At 65.5% G+C, this 13113-nt stretch carries 12 protein-coding genes; 6 read left to right on the forward strand and 6 right to left on the reverse strand.

Features of this window, described 5'->3' with window-relative positions; genetic code table 11:
• Window positions 1-2: 2 nt before the first annotated feature.
• From galU to cysQ, 4 genes are all read right to left on the reverse strand, one after another.
• Complete coding sequence (gene galU / locus GEU84_RS12600; protein ID WP_152826590.1) at window positions 3-899, reverse strand: UTP--glucose-1-phosphate uridylyltransferase GalU; 897 nt, start codon at window positions 897-899, stop codon at window positions 3-5.
• 240 nt (window positions 900-1139) lie between these two features.
• Window positions 1140-2393: a glycosyltransferase family 2 protein gene (locus GEU84_RS12605; RefSeq protein WP_152826592.1), complete on the reverse strand. Its 1254-nt coding sequence runs from the start codon at window positions 2391-2393 to the stop codon at window positions 1140-1142.
• Window position 2394: 1 nt separating this feature from the next.
• Window positions 2395-3195, reverse strand: a complete 801-nt coding sequence (locus GEU84_RS12610; protein WP_152826594.1) for a 3-deoxy-manno-octulosonate cytidylyltransferase — start codon at window positions 3193-3195, stop codon at window positions 2395-2397.
• A gap of 1 nt (window position 3196) precedes the next feature.
• The gene (gene cysQ, locus GEU84_RS12615; protein ID WP_152826595.1) at window positions 3197-3991 is read right to left on the reverse strand and encodes a 3'(2'),5'-bisphosphate nucleotidase CysQ; all 795 of its coding nucleotides are present in this window, start codon (window positions 3989-3991) and stop codon (window positions 3197-3199) included.
• A gap of 136 nt (window positions 3992-4127) precedes the next feature.
• Here cysQ and GEU84_RS12620 point away from each other — a divergent pair, with 136 nt between their 5' ends.
• Entirely contained in the window at window positions 4128-4949 is an 822-nt protein-coding gene (locus GEU84_RS12620; RefSeq protein WP_152826597.1) for an ABC transporter permease, read from the forward strand.
• Between the two features lie 24 nt (window positions 4950-4973).
• On the opposite strand, the gene GEU84_RS12625 is transcribed toward GEU84_RS12620, so the two are convergent.
• Window positions 4974-6332 carry an aminotransferase class III-fold pyridoxal phosphate-dependent enzyme gene (locus GEU84_RS12625; protein WP_152826599.1) on the reverse strand — a complete coding sequence of 453 codons (1359 nt, stop codon included), beginning with the start codon at window positions 6330-6332 and terminating at the stop codon, window positions 4974-4976.
• A 21-nt stretch (window positions 6333-6353) separates the two neighbouring features.
• A complete protein-coding gene (locus GEU84_RS12630; RefSeq protein WP_152826601.1) occupies window positions 6354-7136 on the reverse strand; it encodes an IclR family transcriptional regulator in 783 nt (260 codons plus the stop codon).
• A 147-nt stretch (window positions 7137-7283) separates the two neighbouring features.
• Between GEU84_RS12630 and GEU84_RS12635 the strand changes: the two genes are divergently transcribed.
• The 5 genes from GEU84_RS12635 to GEU84_RS12655 all read left to right on the forward strand — a co-directional run bounded on the left by GEU84_RS12635 (window position 7284) and on the right by GEU84_RS12655 (window position 13098).
• The gene (locus GEU84_RS12635) at window positions 7284-8228 is read left to right on the forward strand and encodes a tripartite tricarboxylate transporter substrate binding protein (protein WP_152826603.1); all 945 of its coding nucleotides are present in this window, start codon (window positions 7284-7286) and stop codon (window positions 8226-8228) included.
• Between the two features lie 83 nt (window positions 8229-8311).
• On the forward strand, window positions 8312-8860 hold the full coding sequence (locus GEU84_RS12640) for a tripartite tricarboxylate transporter TctB family protein (protein WP_152826605.1): 549 nt from the start codon (window positions 8312-8314) through the stop codon (window positions 8858-8860).
• A gap of 9 nt (window positions 8861-8869) precedes the next feature.
• On the forward strand, window positions 8870-10372 hold the full coding sequence (locus GEU84_RS12645) for a tripartite tricarboxylate transporter permease (RefSeq protein WP_152826607.1): 1503 nt from the start codon (window positions 8870-8872) through the stop codon (window positions 10370-10372).
• Window positions 10362-11849 carry an aldehyde dehydrogenase family protein gene (locus tag GEU84_RS12650; RefSeq protein WP_152826609.1) on the forward strand — a complete coding sequence of 496 codons (1488 nt, stop codon included), beginning with the start codon at window positions 10362-10364 and terminating at the stop codon, window positions 11847-11849. The genes GEU84_RS12645 and GEU84_RS12650 overlap by 11 nt, the downstream gene beginning before the upstream one ends.
• A 10-nt stretch (window positions 11850-11859) precedes the next feature.
• On the forward strand, window positions 11860-13098 hold the full coding sequence (locus tag GEU84_RS12655; RefSeq protein WP_152826611.1) for a Tm-1-like ATP-binding domain-containing protein: 1239 nt from the start codon (window positions 11860-11862) through the stop codon (window positions 13096-13098).
• The last annotated feature ends 15 nt before the right edge of the window (window positions 13099-13113 follow it).

A 13113-nucleotide genomic window follows, 5' to 3' on the forward strand; every position in this document is an offset into this window, starting at 1 on the left:
AGTTACTGCGCGGCCTTTTGCTGGGCGACCATGTCGTTCAGATATTGCGAGAATTCTTCGCGCAATTCCTCACGGGCCAGCCCGAAAGCCACAGTTGCCTGAAGGAAGCCGGCCTTCGATCCGCAATCATACCGCTGTCCGCGGAAGCGGAAGCCATAGACCGAATCTCCGCCGTCGATTTCTTCGGCAATCGCGTCGGTCAGTTGAATCTCGCCACCCGCGCCCTGCTTCATGCGGTTCAGGTTGTTCAGCACGTTCGGCGTCAGGATATAGCGACCGATCACGGCCAGGTTCGACGGCGCGTCCTCGCGCTTGGGCTTTTCAACCATGCCTTTCGCGCGCACGATCGACCCCATATCCTCGGCAATGTCCAGCATGCCATAGGACGAGGCCTTTTCTGGCGACACTTCCATAGCGGCTACCATGTTGCCGCCGGTCTGGGCATAGGCCTCGACCATCTGTTGCAGGCAAGGCTTTTCGGCGGCGATCACGTCATCAGGCAGCATCACAGCAAAAGGCTCGTCCCCGATCAGGCGGCGGGCACACCACACGGCATGGCCCAGCCCCAGCGCCTTGTGCTGGCGCACATAGGCAATCGCGCCGCTGTCCATGTTGGTGTCCTTGAGGATCTCCAGAAGCTGATCCTTGCCGGACCGGCGCAGCGACGCCTCAAGCTCCGGCGCGTGGTCGAAGTAATCTTCCAAGGCGCCCTTGCCGCGCGAGGTGACAAAGATGAACTCCTTGATGCCGGCCGCGCGCGCCTCGTCGATGGCATACTGGATCAGCGGCCGGTCAACCAGGGTCATGATCTCTTTCGGGATAGACTTGGTAGCGGGCAGAAACCGCGTGCCAAGCCCGGCGACGGGAAAGACTGCCTTGGTGACCTTTTTGATCTTCATCGCTCTCACTCTGTTCACCGCCCCGTGCTGAGGGCAATTCGTTGTAACGTCTCAAACTGTCCGCACCAGCCTATGCAACAGCCGTTGGCCGCAACATGTTCCCGCGAACCTATACGGATTTGGGCATATTGGCACGTCCTTACGTGATGATTCCGGCAAAAATGCGCCTGTCAGCGGGGATAAGCGGGGCAAATGGCCCGTTGCAACATAAAATCTTGGTTTTCTGCGGGTTTGTGGCGGTCATGCGGGACCGACCGGGCGGAACGGGGCCAGCCTTTGCGCCTCGGCGTCCGCTCGCCGGGCCAGCGTGGTCCGGCAAAGCCGGGGTTCGCTGCGGTCGGCGGGGCCAAAGAGACCGCCATCCTGGATCCAGAAGCCATCGGGGGAAAACATCTGCCGGTGGGGCCGCGCATGGAGGCCAAGACACAGCAGCGTGACAATCGCGCCACCGGCCGCGACAAGCCGGGCCTCATGCAGCAACGCGCGCCGGTCGCGCCGGTAACCCGCGATCAGGCGGCCCGGCCGCGGCCCTGTGCCGGGCAGCGCCAGAAAGGCGGGCGGATCTGGCAACAGCGGCTGGCTGACCGGCGGGGGCCGCGCGCGCCCCTCGGCCAGACCCCGTTCCAGACTGTCCAGCAGGGCCGCAACCTGCCGGGGTTCCAGCCCGCCACTGACCATGTGGCGCAGCGCCCGGGCGCGCTGCCCGGCCCGCAGGGTGGCAAGCGCGGCTGGCCAGTCGCGCTGGGGCGCATGGCGGCGCAGGAACACCATGCTGCTGGCCCCGATTTCATGCAGCGACAGGGGCACGCGGTCGCCCCGTCGGCGGGCGCTGGCGGCATAGCCGTGATGCACCTGCGCACCGGGCACGATGGCGGTCAGCCCGCCCCGCGCGGCCAGCCGCAGGTTCACATCGGCCTCATCCAGATAAAACCGGTAGGCCGGGTCGAACCCGCCAATGGCCAGCAGATCGGCGCGGCGAAAGGCGCAGTTGGTGCCTTGGGTTTTGACCGCCAGCGCCGCCGTGCCCGCGTGCAGGCTGACCGCGCCGTGATCCACGTCCAGCGGCTGATCCTGCCCCAGATAGTCAACCATTGATGCGCGCCACTGATAGGAAATCCCGTTGCGCCCGCGCACGAAACCACCCGCCGCCACGACCCGTTCGTCGGCAAACGGGGCCACCAGCCGCGACAGCCAAGTGGGTTCCGGCACGGCGTCATCATCAAGGAAAGCCACCACGTCGCTGGCGGCCTGCGCCAGCCCAAGATTGCGCGCGGCGGAGATGTTGGGTTCGTCATAAGCAACAAGCTTCACCGGCAGGCCCAGCGCCTGCACGGCGGCACAGGCGGCAGGGTCTGCCACCACGATCAGCTCGAAACAGGGGTGATCCATCTGGCCGATGCCGGTGATGGCGCGCAACAGGGCGTCTGGGCGGTGGCGGCTGACGACGACAAGGCTGGCGGGCTGGGCGGCAAGCGCGGGGATGGCCGCGGCCATCTCAGCCCGCCATCCCCATTTCGGCCATCATCGCCTCGATCCGCGCCACATCCTCGGGGTTGTTCAGCTCCCAGAACTGCCGGCCGCGCGCCTCAACCTCGACACACAGCACCGGGCGTTCACGTTCCAGAAACCGCAGCTGCTCCAGCCCTTCCAGCACCTCAAGCGGCCCCATCGGCCAGCCGGGATAGGCGGCAAGTGCCGCCGGGCGATAGGCATAGACCCCGACATGGTGGAACACCGGGGTCTCGGCGTCGTCGGCCCAGGTCTTGCCGGTGTAGGGTATCACCTCTTTGGAAAAATACAGCGCGCGGCGGTCGGCCCCGAACACCGCCGTCGTGCCGCCCACCCGGCCCGCGCGCCGGTCAGCCAGAAAGCCGTTCAGCGCCCGCCCGTCACAGCGCAGCACAGGGGTGGCCACCTCGGCCCCCGGATCTGCCCGCAGGCCCGCCACCAGATCTTCGACAAACCATGCGGGCGTCAGCGGCGCATCGCCTTGCAGGTTCACGACAATCTCGAACCCGCCCAAGTGTTGCACCACCTCGGCGCAGCGTTCCGTGCCGTTCTGGCAGGTGGCCGAGGTCATCACCACCTCGGCCCCGAACCCTTCGGCATGGTCGCGGATGCGGTCGTCATCGGTGGCCACAACCACGCGGTCGATGCCGCGCACGGCCATCGCCGCCTCCCACGACCGGCGGATCAGGGTCTTGGCCACGCCATCCGCGCCGCGCAATTCCACCAATGGCTTGCCCGGATAACGGGTCGAGGCGTAGCGCGCGGGAATGGCGATGAGGACCGACATCTTACGCCTTCAGGTCAACGCCGGGGGCATAGGCGATGAAAAACGGGTTGTCCCAGCCCGGTTTGCCATAGGCCAGCGGTGTGTGGTCATCAAACCGCACCACTTGGCCCCCCGCGCCGCGCAGCACGGCATCGCCCGCCGCCGTATCCCATTCCATCGTGCGGCCCAGACGCGGGTAAAGATCGGCCTCGCCGGTGGCGACCAGACAGAATTTCAGGCTCGATCCCGCAGATTTCATATCCTTCACCGCGTATTTGCCGATGTAGTCATCGGTCGCCTGATCGCGGTGCGATTTTGACGCCACCACCATCAGCGCGGCATTGTCGGCATCGGCCACGCGGATCGGTGTCACAACCCCCGGCGCATCCTTGGCCAGATCGCCGGTTTCCTCAACCGCGGTGCCATCGGCCTGGGTGTAGAACAGCCGCCCCTGCGCCGGGGCATAGACCACGCCGCGCACCGGCACGCCGTTTTCGACATAGGCGATGTTCACCGTGAAATCACCGCGCCGCTGCACGAATTCCTTGGTGCCGTCCAGCGGATCGACGATGAGGAACGTGCTGGCCGAAAGGCTGTGGCTGTCGGCCTGTTCCTCGGTGATCAGCACGACATCGGGAAAGGCATCGCGCAGGCCTGCGGAGATGATCGCATCCGCCGCCTCGTCGGCTTCTGTTACCGGGCTGGCATCCGACTTGGCCTTCACCGCGAAATCGGGGCCGTCATAGACCTGCATGATCCGGTCGCCCGCCTCCAGCGCCAGACGGCGGATGACCGGGATGAGGGTATCGAAGTTCATGCTGTGCTCCGTCTCCGTGGCGCGGGGGCCGCGTTGTTGAAAAATCTTGCCTTTGCCCTTATCATGCCTTGTTGGGGGAACATCAAGATTTCCCGGGATACTGTGGTATCGCCGCAGGATGAAGGCGAGGGCAGGCATGTTTCGAACCGAGGTCAGGAAAAGCGGCGCGCGCACGGCCATAGGCCTGTTGGAACTGGTGTTCCACGCCACGGTGCGCAACGTGCGCAAAAGCCATGGCAACGCGCTGATCGGCCTGTTGATGAACATCTTCCAGACCGTGCTGCTGGTGGTGATCTTTTTCCTGATGTTCGATCTGCTGGGCATGCGCGGCAATGCGATACGCGGGGATTTCCTGCTGTATGTGATGTCCGGCATCTTCATGTTCATGACCCATGCCAAGGCGATGGGGGCGGTGGTGGCCGCCGAGGGGCCGACCTCGCCGATGATGAAACATTCGCCGATGAACCCGATCGTGTCGATCACGGCAGCGGCGCTGGGGTCACTTTACACGCAGGTTCTGTCGGCGGGGGTGGTGCTGTATTTCTACCATGCCATCTTCACCCCGATCACCATTGATGAACCCGTGGGGATGATGGGCATGTTCCTGCTGTCCTGGGGGTCGGGCGTGGGGATCGGCATGGTGTTTCTGGCCGCAAAGCCCTGGCAGCCCGATGTGGTGAACATCGCCGCGCAGATCTACATGCGCGCCAACATGATCGCGTCAGGAAAGATGTTCGTCGCCAACACCCTGCCTGGCTACATGCTGGCGATGTTTGACTGGAACCCGCTGTTTCACACCATCGACCAGGGGCGCGGCTTTATCTTTCTCGACTATTACCCGCGCTACAGTTCGATCGCCTATCCGATCTATGTGATGATCGCCTGCGTGATGATCGGGCTGATGGGTGAATTCTACACCCGCAAACATGCCTCGATGAGCTGGAGCGCGAAACGCTGAGGCGGGCGTTGCCCCGCCCGCGCCTCACCCGCCCGTTGCCGACAGGCCCGCGTCCAGCGCCGACAGGATCACCTGCACATCGCCCGAGGTCAGGATCAGTGGTGGCGACAGGATGATGTTGGCCCCCGAAACCCGCACCATCGCGCCCTCCTGATAGGCCACCTGCTGCACCCGGGCGGGCACCGCCTTGTCGGCGGGCTTTTTCGTGGCCCGGTCGGCGACCAGTTCCAGCGCCAGCATCAGGCCGTGGCCTCCGCGCACATCGCCGATGGCCTCGTGCCTGCCCTGCAAGGCCAGCAGGCCCGCATGCAGTTCTGCCCCCCGTGCCGCCGCGTTTTCGTTCACCCGCAGGCGCTGCGTTTCCGCCAGACAGGCCAGCGCCGCCGCCGCCCCCACCGGATGCCCGGAATAGGTATAGCCATGGCCGATGGCGGCGCGGCCTGTCTCATCCCGCTCGAACACCTGCGCCACGCTTTCCGAGATCATCACCGCGCCAAAGGGGAAATAGCCGTTGGTGATGGCCTTGGCCGTGCACATCATGTCAGGCTGCACCCCCCACAGGCGCGACCCTGACCAGGCCCCGGTGCGGCCGAATGCGGTGATCACCTCATCCGCGATCAGCAGGATGCCGTGCCGCGTGCAAATCTCGCGCACCCCGGGCATGAAACTGTGATGCGGCGGGATCACACCGCCCGCGCCCAGAATGGGCTCCATGATGAAGGCGGCGATGGTGCCTGCCCCCTGAAAGGCGATCTCATCCTCCAATGCCGCAAGGCACAGCTGCGCCAGCCGTGCGGGGTCAGCTTCGTTGAAGGGGTTGCGGTAGGTGTAGGGTGCGGGCACATGGAAGCAGCCGGGCAGCAGCGGCTCATATTGCGTGCGGAAATTGGCGTTGCCGTTCACCGACGCGCCGCCGATATGCGTGCCGTGATAGCCCTTTTTCAGCGACAGGAATTTCACCCGGCCCGCCTCGCCCCGCACCTTGTGATACTGCCGCGCCAGCCGCAGCGCGGTTTCCACCGAATCCGACCCGCCCGAGGTGAAGAACGCGCGGCTCAGCCCGTCGGGTTCAAAGAACAGGCGCAGTTCCTCGGCCAGTTCGATCACCGCGTCATTCGTGGTGCCGCGAAAGGTGGAATAATAAGGCAGCCGGTCAAGCTGTGCCGCGATGGCCTGTTTCACCACGTCGCAGGAAAAGCCCAGGTTCACGTTCCACAGGCCCCCCACGGCATCCACCGCCTCGTGCCCGTCAATGTCGCGGATGCGCACGCCCTTGGCCCCGGTGATGATGGTGGGCGCGTTTTTCAGGCTGTCGGCAGGATGCGTCATCGGGTGCCAGAAACTGCGGGCATTGTTGGCCTTGAGGAAATTCTGATCTTTCATGGCGTGCCTTTCGGATGCGGGTCAGCGGTTCTGCCAGCGGGTGACAAGTTCGGGCGGCAGGCTGCCCCCCCAGAGTGCGGTAATGTCGGCCCCGGCGCGGCCCAGTTCGGTGCGAATCAGCGCCGCCAGTGCGGTCGTCACCCGGGCATCGGGCGCGGCCACGGCCAGCGCGCCGGTGCAGTTGTTGGTCGCATCGAACAGCGGCACGGCAAAGCTGTGAACATCGGCCTCAAAGGCGCTGGTGCATTCCGCCATGCCAATGGCGCGGGTCTGGTCCAGCTTTGCGCGCAGGCGGGCCGGGTCGGTTTCGGTCTGCGGTGTATAGGCCTCCAGCCGTTGCGCCAAAACCCTTTCGCACAGCGCGGGTGCGGCAAAGGCCATCAGCGCCAGACCCGAGGATGTGGCGTGAAACGGCAGGATCTCGGTATCCTCCATCGTCACCTTAGTGCCGTGCGCCGCAGCATAGGCAAAGCCGATCAACGCCAGCTTTTCCCCAACGATCACTGACAGATGCGCAGTTTCGCCTGTGGCAAGCGCCAGACGGCGCAGCACCGGTTGCGCAGCCTCTTGCATCGGCACATGGGCCTCGCGCAGCGCGGCCAGACGCAGCATTGCGGGCCCCAGCCGATATTCGCGGGCAAGGCCCGCCTGTTCCACAAAACCAAACTCCTGCAACTCGGTCAGCAGGCGGTGGCAGGTGGCCTTGTTTAGCCCCGAAAGCCGCGCAAAATCGCTAAGCCCGATCTGCGGCCGGGCGCGGCTGAAGTAATCCAGCAGTTCCAGCGCCTTTCCAACGGTGCCCATTTTTTCGCCCCTTGCCCGTGCCCTGCGCCGCCGGAAGTCGGCTGTGCAGATGTGGTTTCATTTTTGTTGACAGATTGGCGGGCGGTCTGTCAATCTAAATTCAAACCAATGGTTCAAATAATGAACCGACAAAACCGGGAGACGATCATGACCAAGACGGGCCTTCTGGCCGGTGCCTGTGCGCTGGCGCTTTCTGCCTTTGGGGGTGCGGCGCTGGCCGAATACCCCGAAAGACCCGTGACCTTCATCGTGCCATGGCCGCCCGGTGATCTGGAGGATGTGCTGACCCGCATGATCGCCGAGGAGTTCCAGTCGATGTATGGCGCACCCGCTGCGGTGGTGAACCGCCCCGGCGGCGGCGGCATCGTGGGCGCGCTGGAGGTGGCTGGCGCGGCCCCCGACGGCCATGTGATCGGGTCGTTCGTTCTGGGCATTCCCACGGTCAAGACGATGGGGCCGGATGCGCAGGTGGCCCGCGACACGTTCGAACCGGTGGGCATTTTCCTGACCTACCCGTTCCTCATCGCGGCGGCCGCGGATGCGCCCTACAATTCGTTGCAGGAACTGGCCGATTATTCCAAGACCAACACCGTGCGTCTGGGCCATTTCGGCTATGGGCTGGAACCCACGCTGCTGACCGTGCTGGGCGTGCAGGAACTGGGTGGCACATTCGGGGCCGAGGCGGCGTTTGATGCGCTGGATTGCTCCACCCTCGCCAACGGCGATGCCGATGTGATCAACACCACCGCGCAGCTTGTGCTGCCCTGCCTGAACGAGATCAAGGTTCTGGCCACCATCACCGGCGAGCGGATGGGCATCACCCCCGACGCGCCCACGCTGGGCGAACTGGAGCCCAGCCTTGACAGCACGTTGTGGAACGGCCTTTTCGTGCCCAAAGGCACCCCGCAAGAGGTGAAAGACAAGATCGCCGCAGCCGCGCAGGCCGTTGTCGCCAGCCCCGAGGCGCAAGAGATTGCCGCAACCACCGGCGCGCTGGTTTACTGGATGGATCAGGCGGCAAGCGCCGAACGCATCAACCTTGACTTCGACCAGTTGACCCGCGTGCGCGAAACGCTGGGTGTGACCGAGTGATCTGACCAGCCGGGCGCAGCGGGCAACCGCCGCGCCCTTTTCTTTGGCCCGGGGGCCGGGCTGAAACGCAGGCGGGGTGCGGCATGACCAATGACGAGGACAAGGCGAACCGGTTGGAAAGCATGGCCCTGACAGTGCTGTTCTTCGCCATATCGCTGGCGCTGCTGCTGGCGCTGTTTGCCGTCACCCGGCCCGGGCAGGCGTCGGGCGGCTGGTGGACCCGCCCGGCGCTGGCCCCCGGTGTGGCGCTGGGCCTGCTGGTGCTGGCTAATCTGGTGACGCTGGCCCGGTCGGCTGTTGATCTGCGCCGCCGTCCGGCCACAACCGCCGAGCGGGCCGAGGCGCGGGCAAGGATGCTGGGCTGGCTGCGACCGCTGGAATTTCTGGCCTATTTCGCGGGTTACATCTGGGCGCTGGGCCTTGTCGGCTATTTTGCCGCCACGCTGCTGTTTCTGCTGGGGCTGATGCTGCGCGTGGGGCTGCGCAGCCCGCGCTGGCTGCTGGCCGGTGCGCTGACCGCGCTGGCGCTGACGGCGGTGTTCCGCATGGGTCTGGGGGTCTGGATGCCGCCCGCCATGGCCTATGACCTGTTCCCTGCCGCCATCCGCACCGCCCTGACCCGCTGGTTCTGAGGACATATCATGGATTTCATCCTGCTGGGCCTGCAACAACTGGCCGATCCCACGGTATTTGCCGTCATGGTGTTTGGCGCGATGCTGGGGGTGGTGGTGGGGGCCATACCGGGGGCCGGGGCGGCGGTGACAATCTCGATCCTGCTGCCCACCACCTTTTCCATGGACCCGCTGACCGGCATGACCCTGCTGCTGGGGGTCTATTGCGGATCGGCCTATGGGTCGGCCATCCCGGCGGTGTTGATAAACACGCCCGGCTCGCCCGTGGCGGTGCTGACCGCGCTGGAGGCGAAACCCTTCGTTGAACGGGGCGAGGCGCGGCGGGCCATGTCGCTGGCCTATTCGTCGTCGTTTGTGGGCGGTGTGCTGGCGGTGCTGGCCCTGATGCTGCTGACACAGCCGCTGGCACAGGTGGCGCGGCATTTCGGATCGGCCGAATTTGCCATGGTGGCGCTGGCGGCGCTGGTTCTGGTGGTCATCGGCCATGCCGGGCGCCGGGTCGAGGCGACGGCGGCGCTGTGTTTCGGCCTGTTTCTGGCCACGGTGGGGGTGGAAACCGCCTATGCGACGCAGCGATATACCTTCGGCTTTCAAAGCCTTTTGTCGGGCATCCCGCTGGTGCCCACGGTCATCGGCCTGTTCGCCATGTCCGAGGCGCTGGTGCAACTGACGCGGCGCGAACATGCCCGCCCGCCAGTGCAACTGGGCGGCCGGTTCTTTTCCGGCTTTGCCGAGGTGTTCCGCTATCCGGTCACGCTTTATGGCTCGTCATTGGTCGGCATCATCTGCGGCATCATGCCGGGGGTAGGCGAATTTCTGGCGCAGCAGGTGAATTACGTCTGGGCGCGCAAGGTGTCAAAGCACCCGGAACTGTTCGGCAAAGGCTCGCCCGAGGGCATCATCGTGTCCGAGGCCACCAACAACGCCGTGCCCCCCGCCGCACTGATCCCCATGCTGGCACTGGGCATCCCGGGCGAGGAACTGACGGCAATGATGCTGGCGGTGTTTCTGGTACACAACGTGGTGCCGGGGCCAGACCTGTTCCTGAACCGGCCCGAGTTTGTATCGGGCCTCTATTGGACGCTGCTGGCGATGAATGTGGTCATCATCCTGTTCCTGATGGTGGCAACGAAATGGATCGCGCGGGCCACTTTGGTGGACAAACGCTATCTGGGTGCGGTGATCCTGACGCTGAGCCTGATCGGCACCTATGCCAGCAACTATTCGCTGGCGGATTGCGGCATTGCCATGGTGTTCGGCCTTCTGGGCTTCATCCTGCGCAGCCACCGCTGGCCGCTGACCCCGATTTTGCTGGGGCTGGTGATGGGCCCGATACTGGAAGGGCGGATGCGGCAGGCGCTGGGCGGATCGAACGGCGATCTGACCATTTTCGTGACGCGGCCCATATCGGCGCTGATGGTGGCGCTGCTGGCGCTGCTGATTTTCTTCACCATAAGGGGCGGGTTGAAACGCCGCCGCCCGCGCGAGGACTGGCAGATCAATGACACTTGACCAAGCAACGATTGACCGGCTGGCCGCAGCGCCGGTCGCACCGGGCCGCCTGCTGATCGGGGCTGATCGGGTGGAGGGGCAGAATGCGCCGCTGGAGGTTTTATCGCCCATCGACGGGCAGGTGTTGACCACGCTTGCATCCGCATCGGCCGCCGATGTGAACCGTGCGGTGGCGGCGGCGCGGGCGGCCTTTGACGATGGCCGCTGGTCGCGCCAGCCCCCCGCCGCCCGCAAGGCGGTGCTGACCCGGCTGGCAGACCTGATCGACCGGCATGCGCCGGAACTGGCCGTGCTGGGCGTGCGCGACAACGGCACCGAGATTGCGATGGCTCTGAAGGCCGAACCCGGATCGGCGGCAGGCACCTTCCGCTACTATGCCGAGGCGCTGGACAAGGTGTATGGCCAGATTGCCCCCACGCCCGAGGGCGTTCTGGGCCTGATCCACCGCGAACCCGTGGGCGTGGTGGCGGCCATCGTGCCGTGGAACTTTCCGCTGATGATCGGGGCATGGAAACTGGCCCCGGCGCTGGCGGCGGGCAATTCGGTGGTGCTGAAACCGGCGGAAACCGCCTCGCTTTCCTTGTTGCGTCTGGCCGAACTGGCGCTGGAGGCAGGCCTGCCGCCCGGCGTGCTGAACGTGGTCACAGGCCCGGGCCGGGTGACGGGCGAGGCTTTGGCCCTGTCGATGGATGTGGATGTGCTGGTGTTCACCGGGTCCGGCCCTACGGGCCGCAGGCTGCTGGAATATGCGGCGCGGTCAAACCTGAAACGTGTCTATCTGGAATTGGGCGGCAAAAGCCCCAACATCGTCTTTGCCGATGCGCCCGATCTGGCGCAGGCGGCCAAGGTGGCGGCCACGGCCATATTCCGCAATGCGGGGCAGGTCTGCGTGGCGGGGTCGCGCCTGCTGGTGGAAGCATCGGTGCATGATGATTTCGTGGCGGCGGTGGCCGAGGCCACGGCGGCGATGCGGCTGGGCAATCCGCTGGACCTGACCACACAGATCGGCGCGGTGAACAGCCTGCCGCAGTTGCAGGGCAACCTGCGTTTCGTGGCCGAGGCGCAGGCCGAAGGGGCCACGCTTGCGCTTGGCGGCGCACGGGCGCTGGAGGGCACTGGCGGCTATTACATGCAACCCACGATCCTGACCGGTGTGCAACCGGACCATCGCCTTGCACAGGCCGAGGTGTTCGGCCCGGTGCTGGCCGTCACCCCTTTTGCCGATGAGGCCGAGGCGCTGCGTCTGGCCAATGGCACCGATTTCGGGCTGGCGGCGGGGGTCTGGACCAGCAACCTTTCCCGCGCACACCGCATGGTGCGGGGTATCCGCGCGGGCGTGGTGCATGTGAATACCTATGGCGGGGCCGACAACACCGTGCCCCTTGGCGGGGTGAAACAATCGGGCAACGGGCATGACAAATCCTTGCACGCGCTGGACAAATACACCGATCTGAAAACCGCCTGGATTCAGCTGTAAGGGGGCAGGCATGGGCAACCGTATTCTCGTCATAGGCACCTATGACACCAAGGATGATGAGCTGTCCTATCTGGCCGCACGCATCCGGTCGCAGGGGGGCGAGGTGCTGACCATGGATGTGTCGGTGCTGGGCGACCCCCGTTTGGCGACCGACTGGTCAAAGCATGATGTCGCGGCAGAGGCCGGTTCCAACATCGCGGCCGCGATTGCGTCGCAGAATGAAAACCACGCCATGCAGATGATGGCCAGCGGGGCGGCGGCACTGGTGCGGCGGCTGTTCGATGAGGGCCGGTTTGACGGGGTGATCATTCTGGGCGGGTCGATGGGCACCGATCTGGCGCTGGATGTCTGCGCGGCCCTGCCGCTGGGCGTGCCGAAATACATCGTCTCCACCGTCAGCTTTTCGCCGATGATCCCGCCGGAACGGCTGGCGGCGGATGTTCAGATGATCCTGTGGGCCGGGGGGCTTTACGGGCTGAACCCGGTCTGCAAGGCGTCACTGTCACAGGCGGCGGGGGCGGTGCTGGGCGCCGCGCGGGCGGTGGAGCCTCCGGCACGCGACCGCCCGCTGATCGGCATGACCAGTTTCGGCAAGACGGTGCTGCGTTACATGGTGCCGCTGAAACCCGCGTTGGAGGCGCGCGGATACGAGGTGGCGGTGTTTCACGCCACCGGCATGGGCGGGCGGGCGTTCGAGTGCATGGCGGCAGACGGGGCCTTTGCCGCCGTGATGGATTTTGCCCCGCAGGAACTGGGCAACCATCTGTTCGGTTCCGCCATTTCGGCGGGCCCGGAACGGCTAATGGCGGCGGGGCGGCGCGGCATCCCGCAGATGGTGGCACCCGGCTGCTATGATCTGGTCGATCTAGTGGGATGGCACCCGCTGCCGGAACGATTCAGGGACAGTGTGCAGCATGCCCATAACCGGCTGATCACCTCGGTTGTGCTGAACACGGCCGAAAGGCGCAGCTTGGCGCAGGCGATCTGCGCGCGGCTGGCGCAGGCCAATGGCCCGGTGACGCTGCTGATGCCGACGGCCGGCTGCAACGAATGGGACCGCCCGGGCGCGCCCCTGCATGATGCAGCCGGGCTGGCGGCGTTTTGTGCTGCACTGGTTGCGGAATGCCCGGCAAACGTGACGCTGCAACAGGTGCCCGGCCATATCAACGACGCTGCCTTTGCCGAAGCCGCGCTGGCGGTGCTTGATGGCTGGGTGGCACAGGGGCTGGTGGCGCCCGGCAAGCCCTGACCGGGCTGCCCCCTA

Origin of the sequence: Fertoeibacter niger (assembly GCF_009380135.2) — a bacterium.
In the GTDB taxonomy this organism is placed as follows: Bacteria; Pseudomonadota; Alphaproteobacteria; order Rhodobacterales; family Rhodobacteraceae; genus Fertoeibacter; species Fertoeibacter niger.

Coding starts and splice junctions, on each gene's coding strand:
- galU (WP_152826590.1), bottom strand. CDS start 899: ATGAAGATCAAAAAGGTCACCAAGGCAGTCTTTCCCGTCGCCGGGCTT.
- GEU84_RS12605 (WP_152826592.1), bottom strand. CDS start 2,393: ATGGCCGCGGCCATCCCCGCGCTTGCCGCCCAGCCCGCCAGCCTTGTC.
- GEU84_RS12610 (WP_152826594.1), bottom strand. CDS start 3,195: ATGTCGGTCCTCATCGCCATTCCCGCGCGCTACGCCTCGACCCGTTAT.
- cysQ (WP_152826595.1), bottom strand. CDS start 3,991: ATGAACTTCGATACCCTCATCCCGGTCATCCGCCGTCTGGCGCTGGAG.
- GEU84_RS12620 (WP_152826597.1), top strand. CDS start 4,128: ATGTTTCGAACCGAGGTCAGGAAAAGCGGCGCGCGCACGGCCATAGGC.
- GEU84_RS12625 (WP_152826599.1), bottom strand. CDS start 6,332: ATGAAAGATCAGAATTTCCTCAAGGCCAACAATGCCCGCAGTTTCTGG.
- GEU84_RS12630 (WP_152826601.1), bottom strand. CDS start 7,136: ATGGGCACCGTTGGAAAGGCGCTGGAACTGCTGGATTACTTCAGCCGC.
- GEU84_RS12635 (WP_152826603.1), top strand. CDS start 7,284: ATGACCAAGACGGGCCTTCTGGCCGGTGCCTGTGCGCTGGCGCTTTCT.
- GEU84_RS12640 (WP_152826605.1), top strand. CDS start 8,312: ATGACCAATGACGAGGACAAGGCGAACCGGTTGGAAAGCATGGCCCTG.
- GEU84_RS12645 (WP_152826607.1), top strand. CDS start 8,870: ATGGATTTCATCCTGCTGGGCCTGCAACAACTGGCCGATCCCACGGTA.
- GEU84_RS12650 (WP_152826609.1), top strand. CDS start 10,362: ATGACACTTGACCAAGCAACGATTGACCGGCTGGCCGCAGCGCCGGTC.
- GEU84_RS12655 (WP_152826611.1), top strand. CDS start 11,860: ATGGGCAACCGTATTCTCGTCATAGGCACCTATGACACCAAGGATGAT.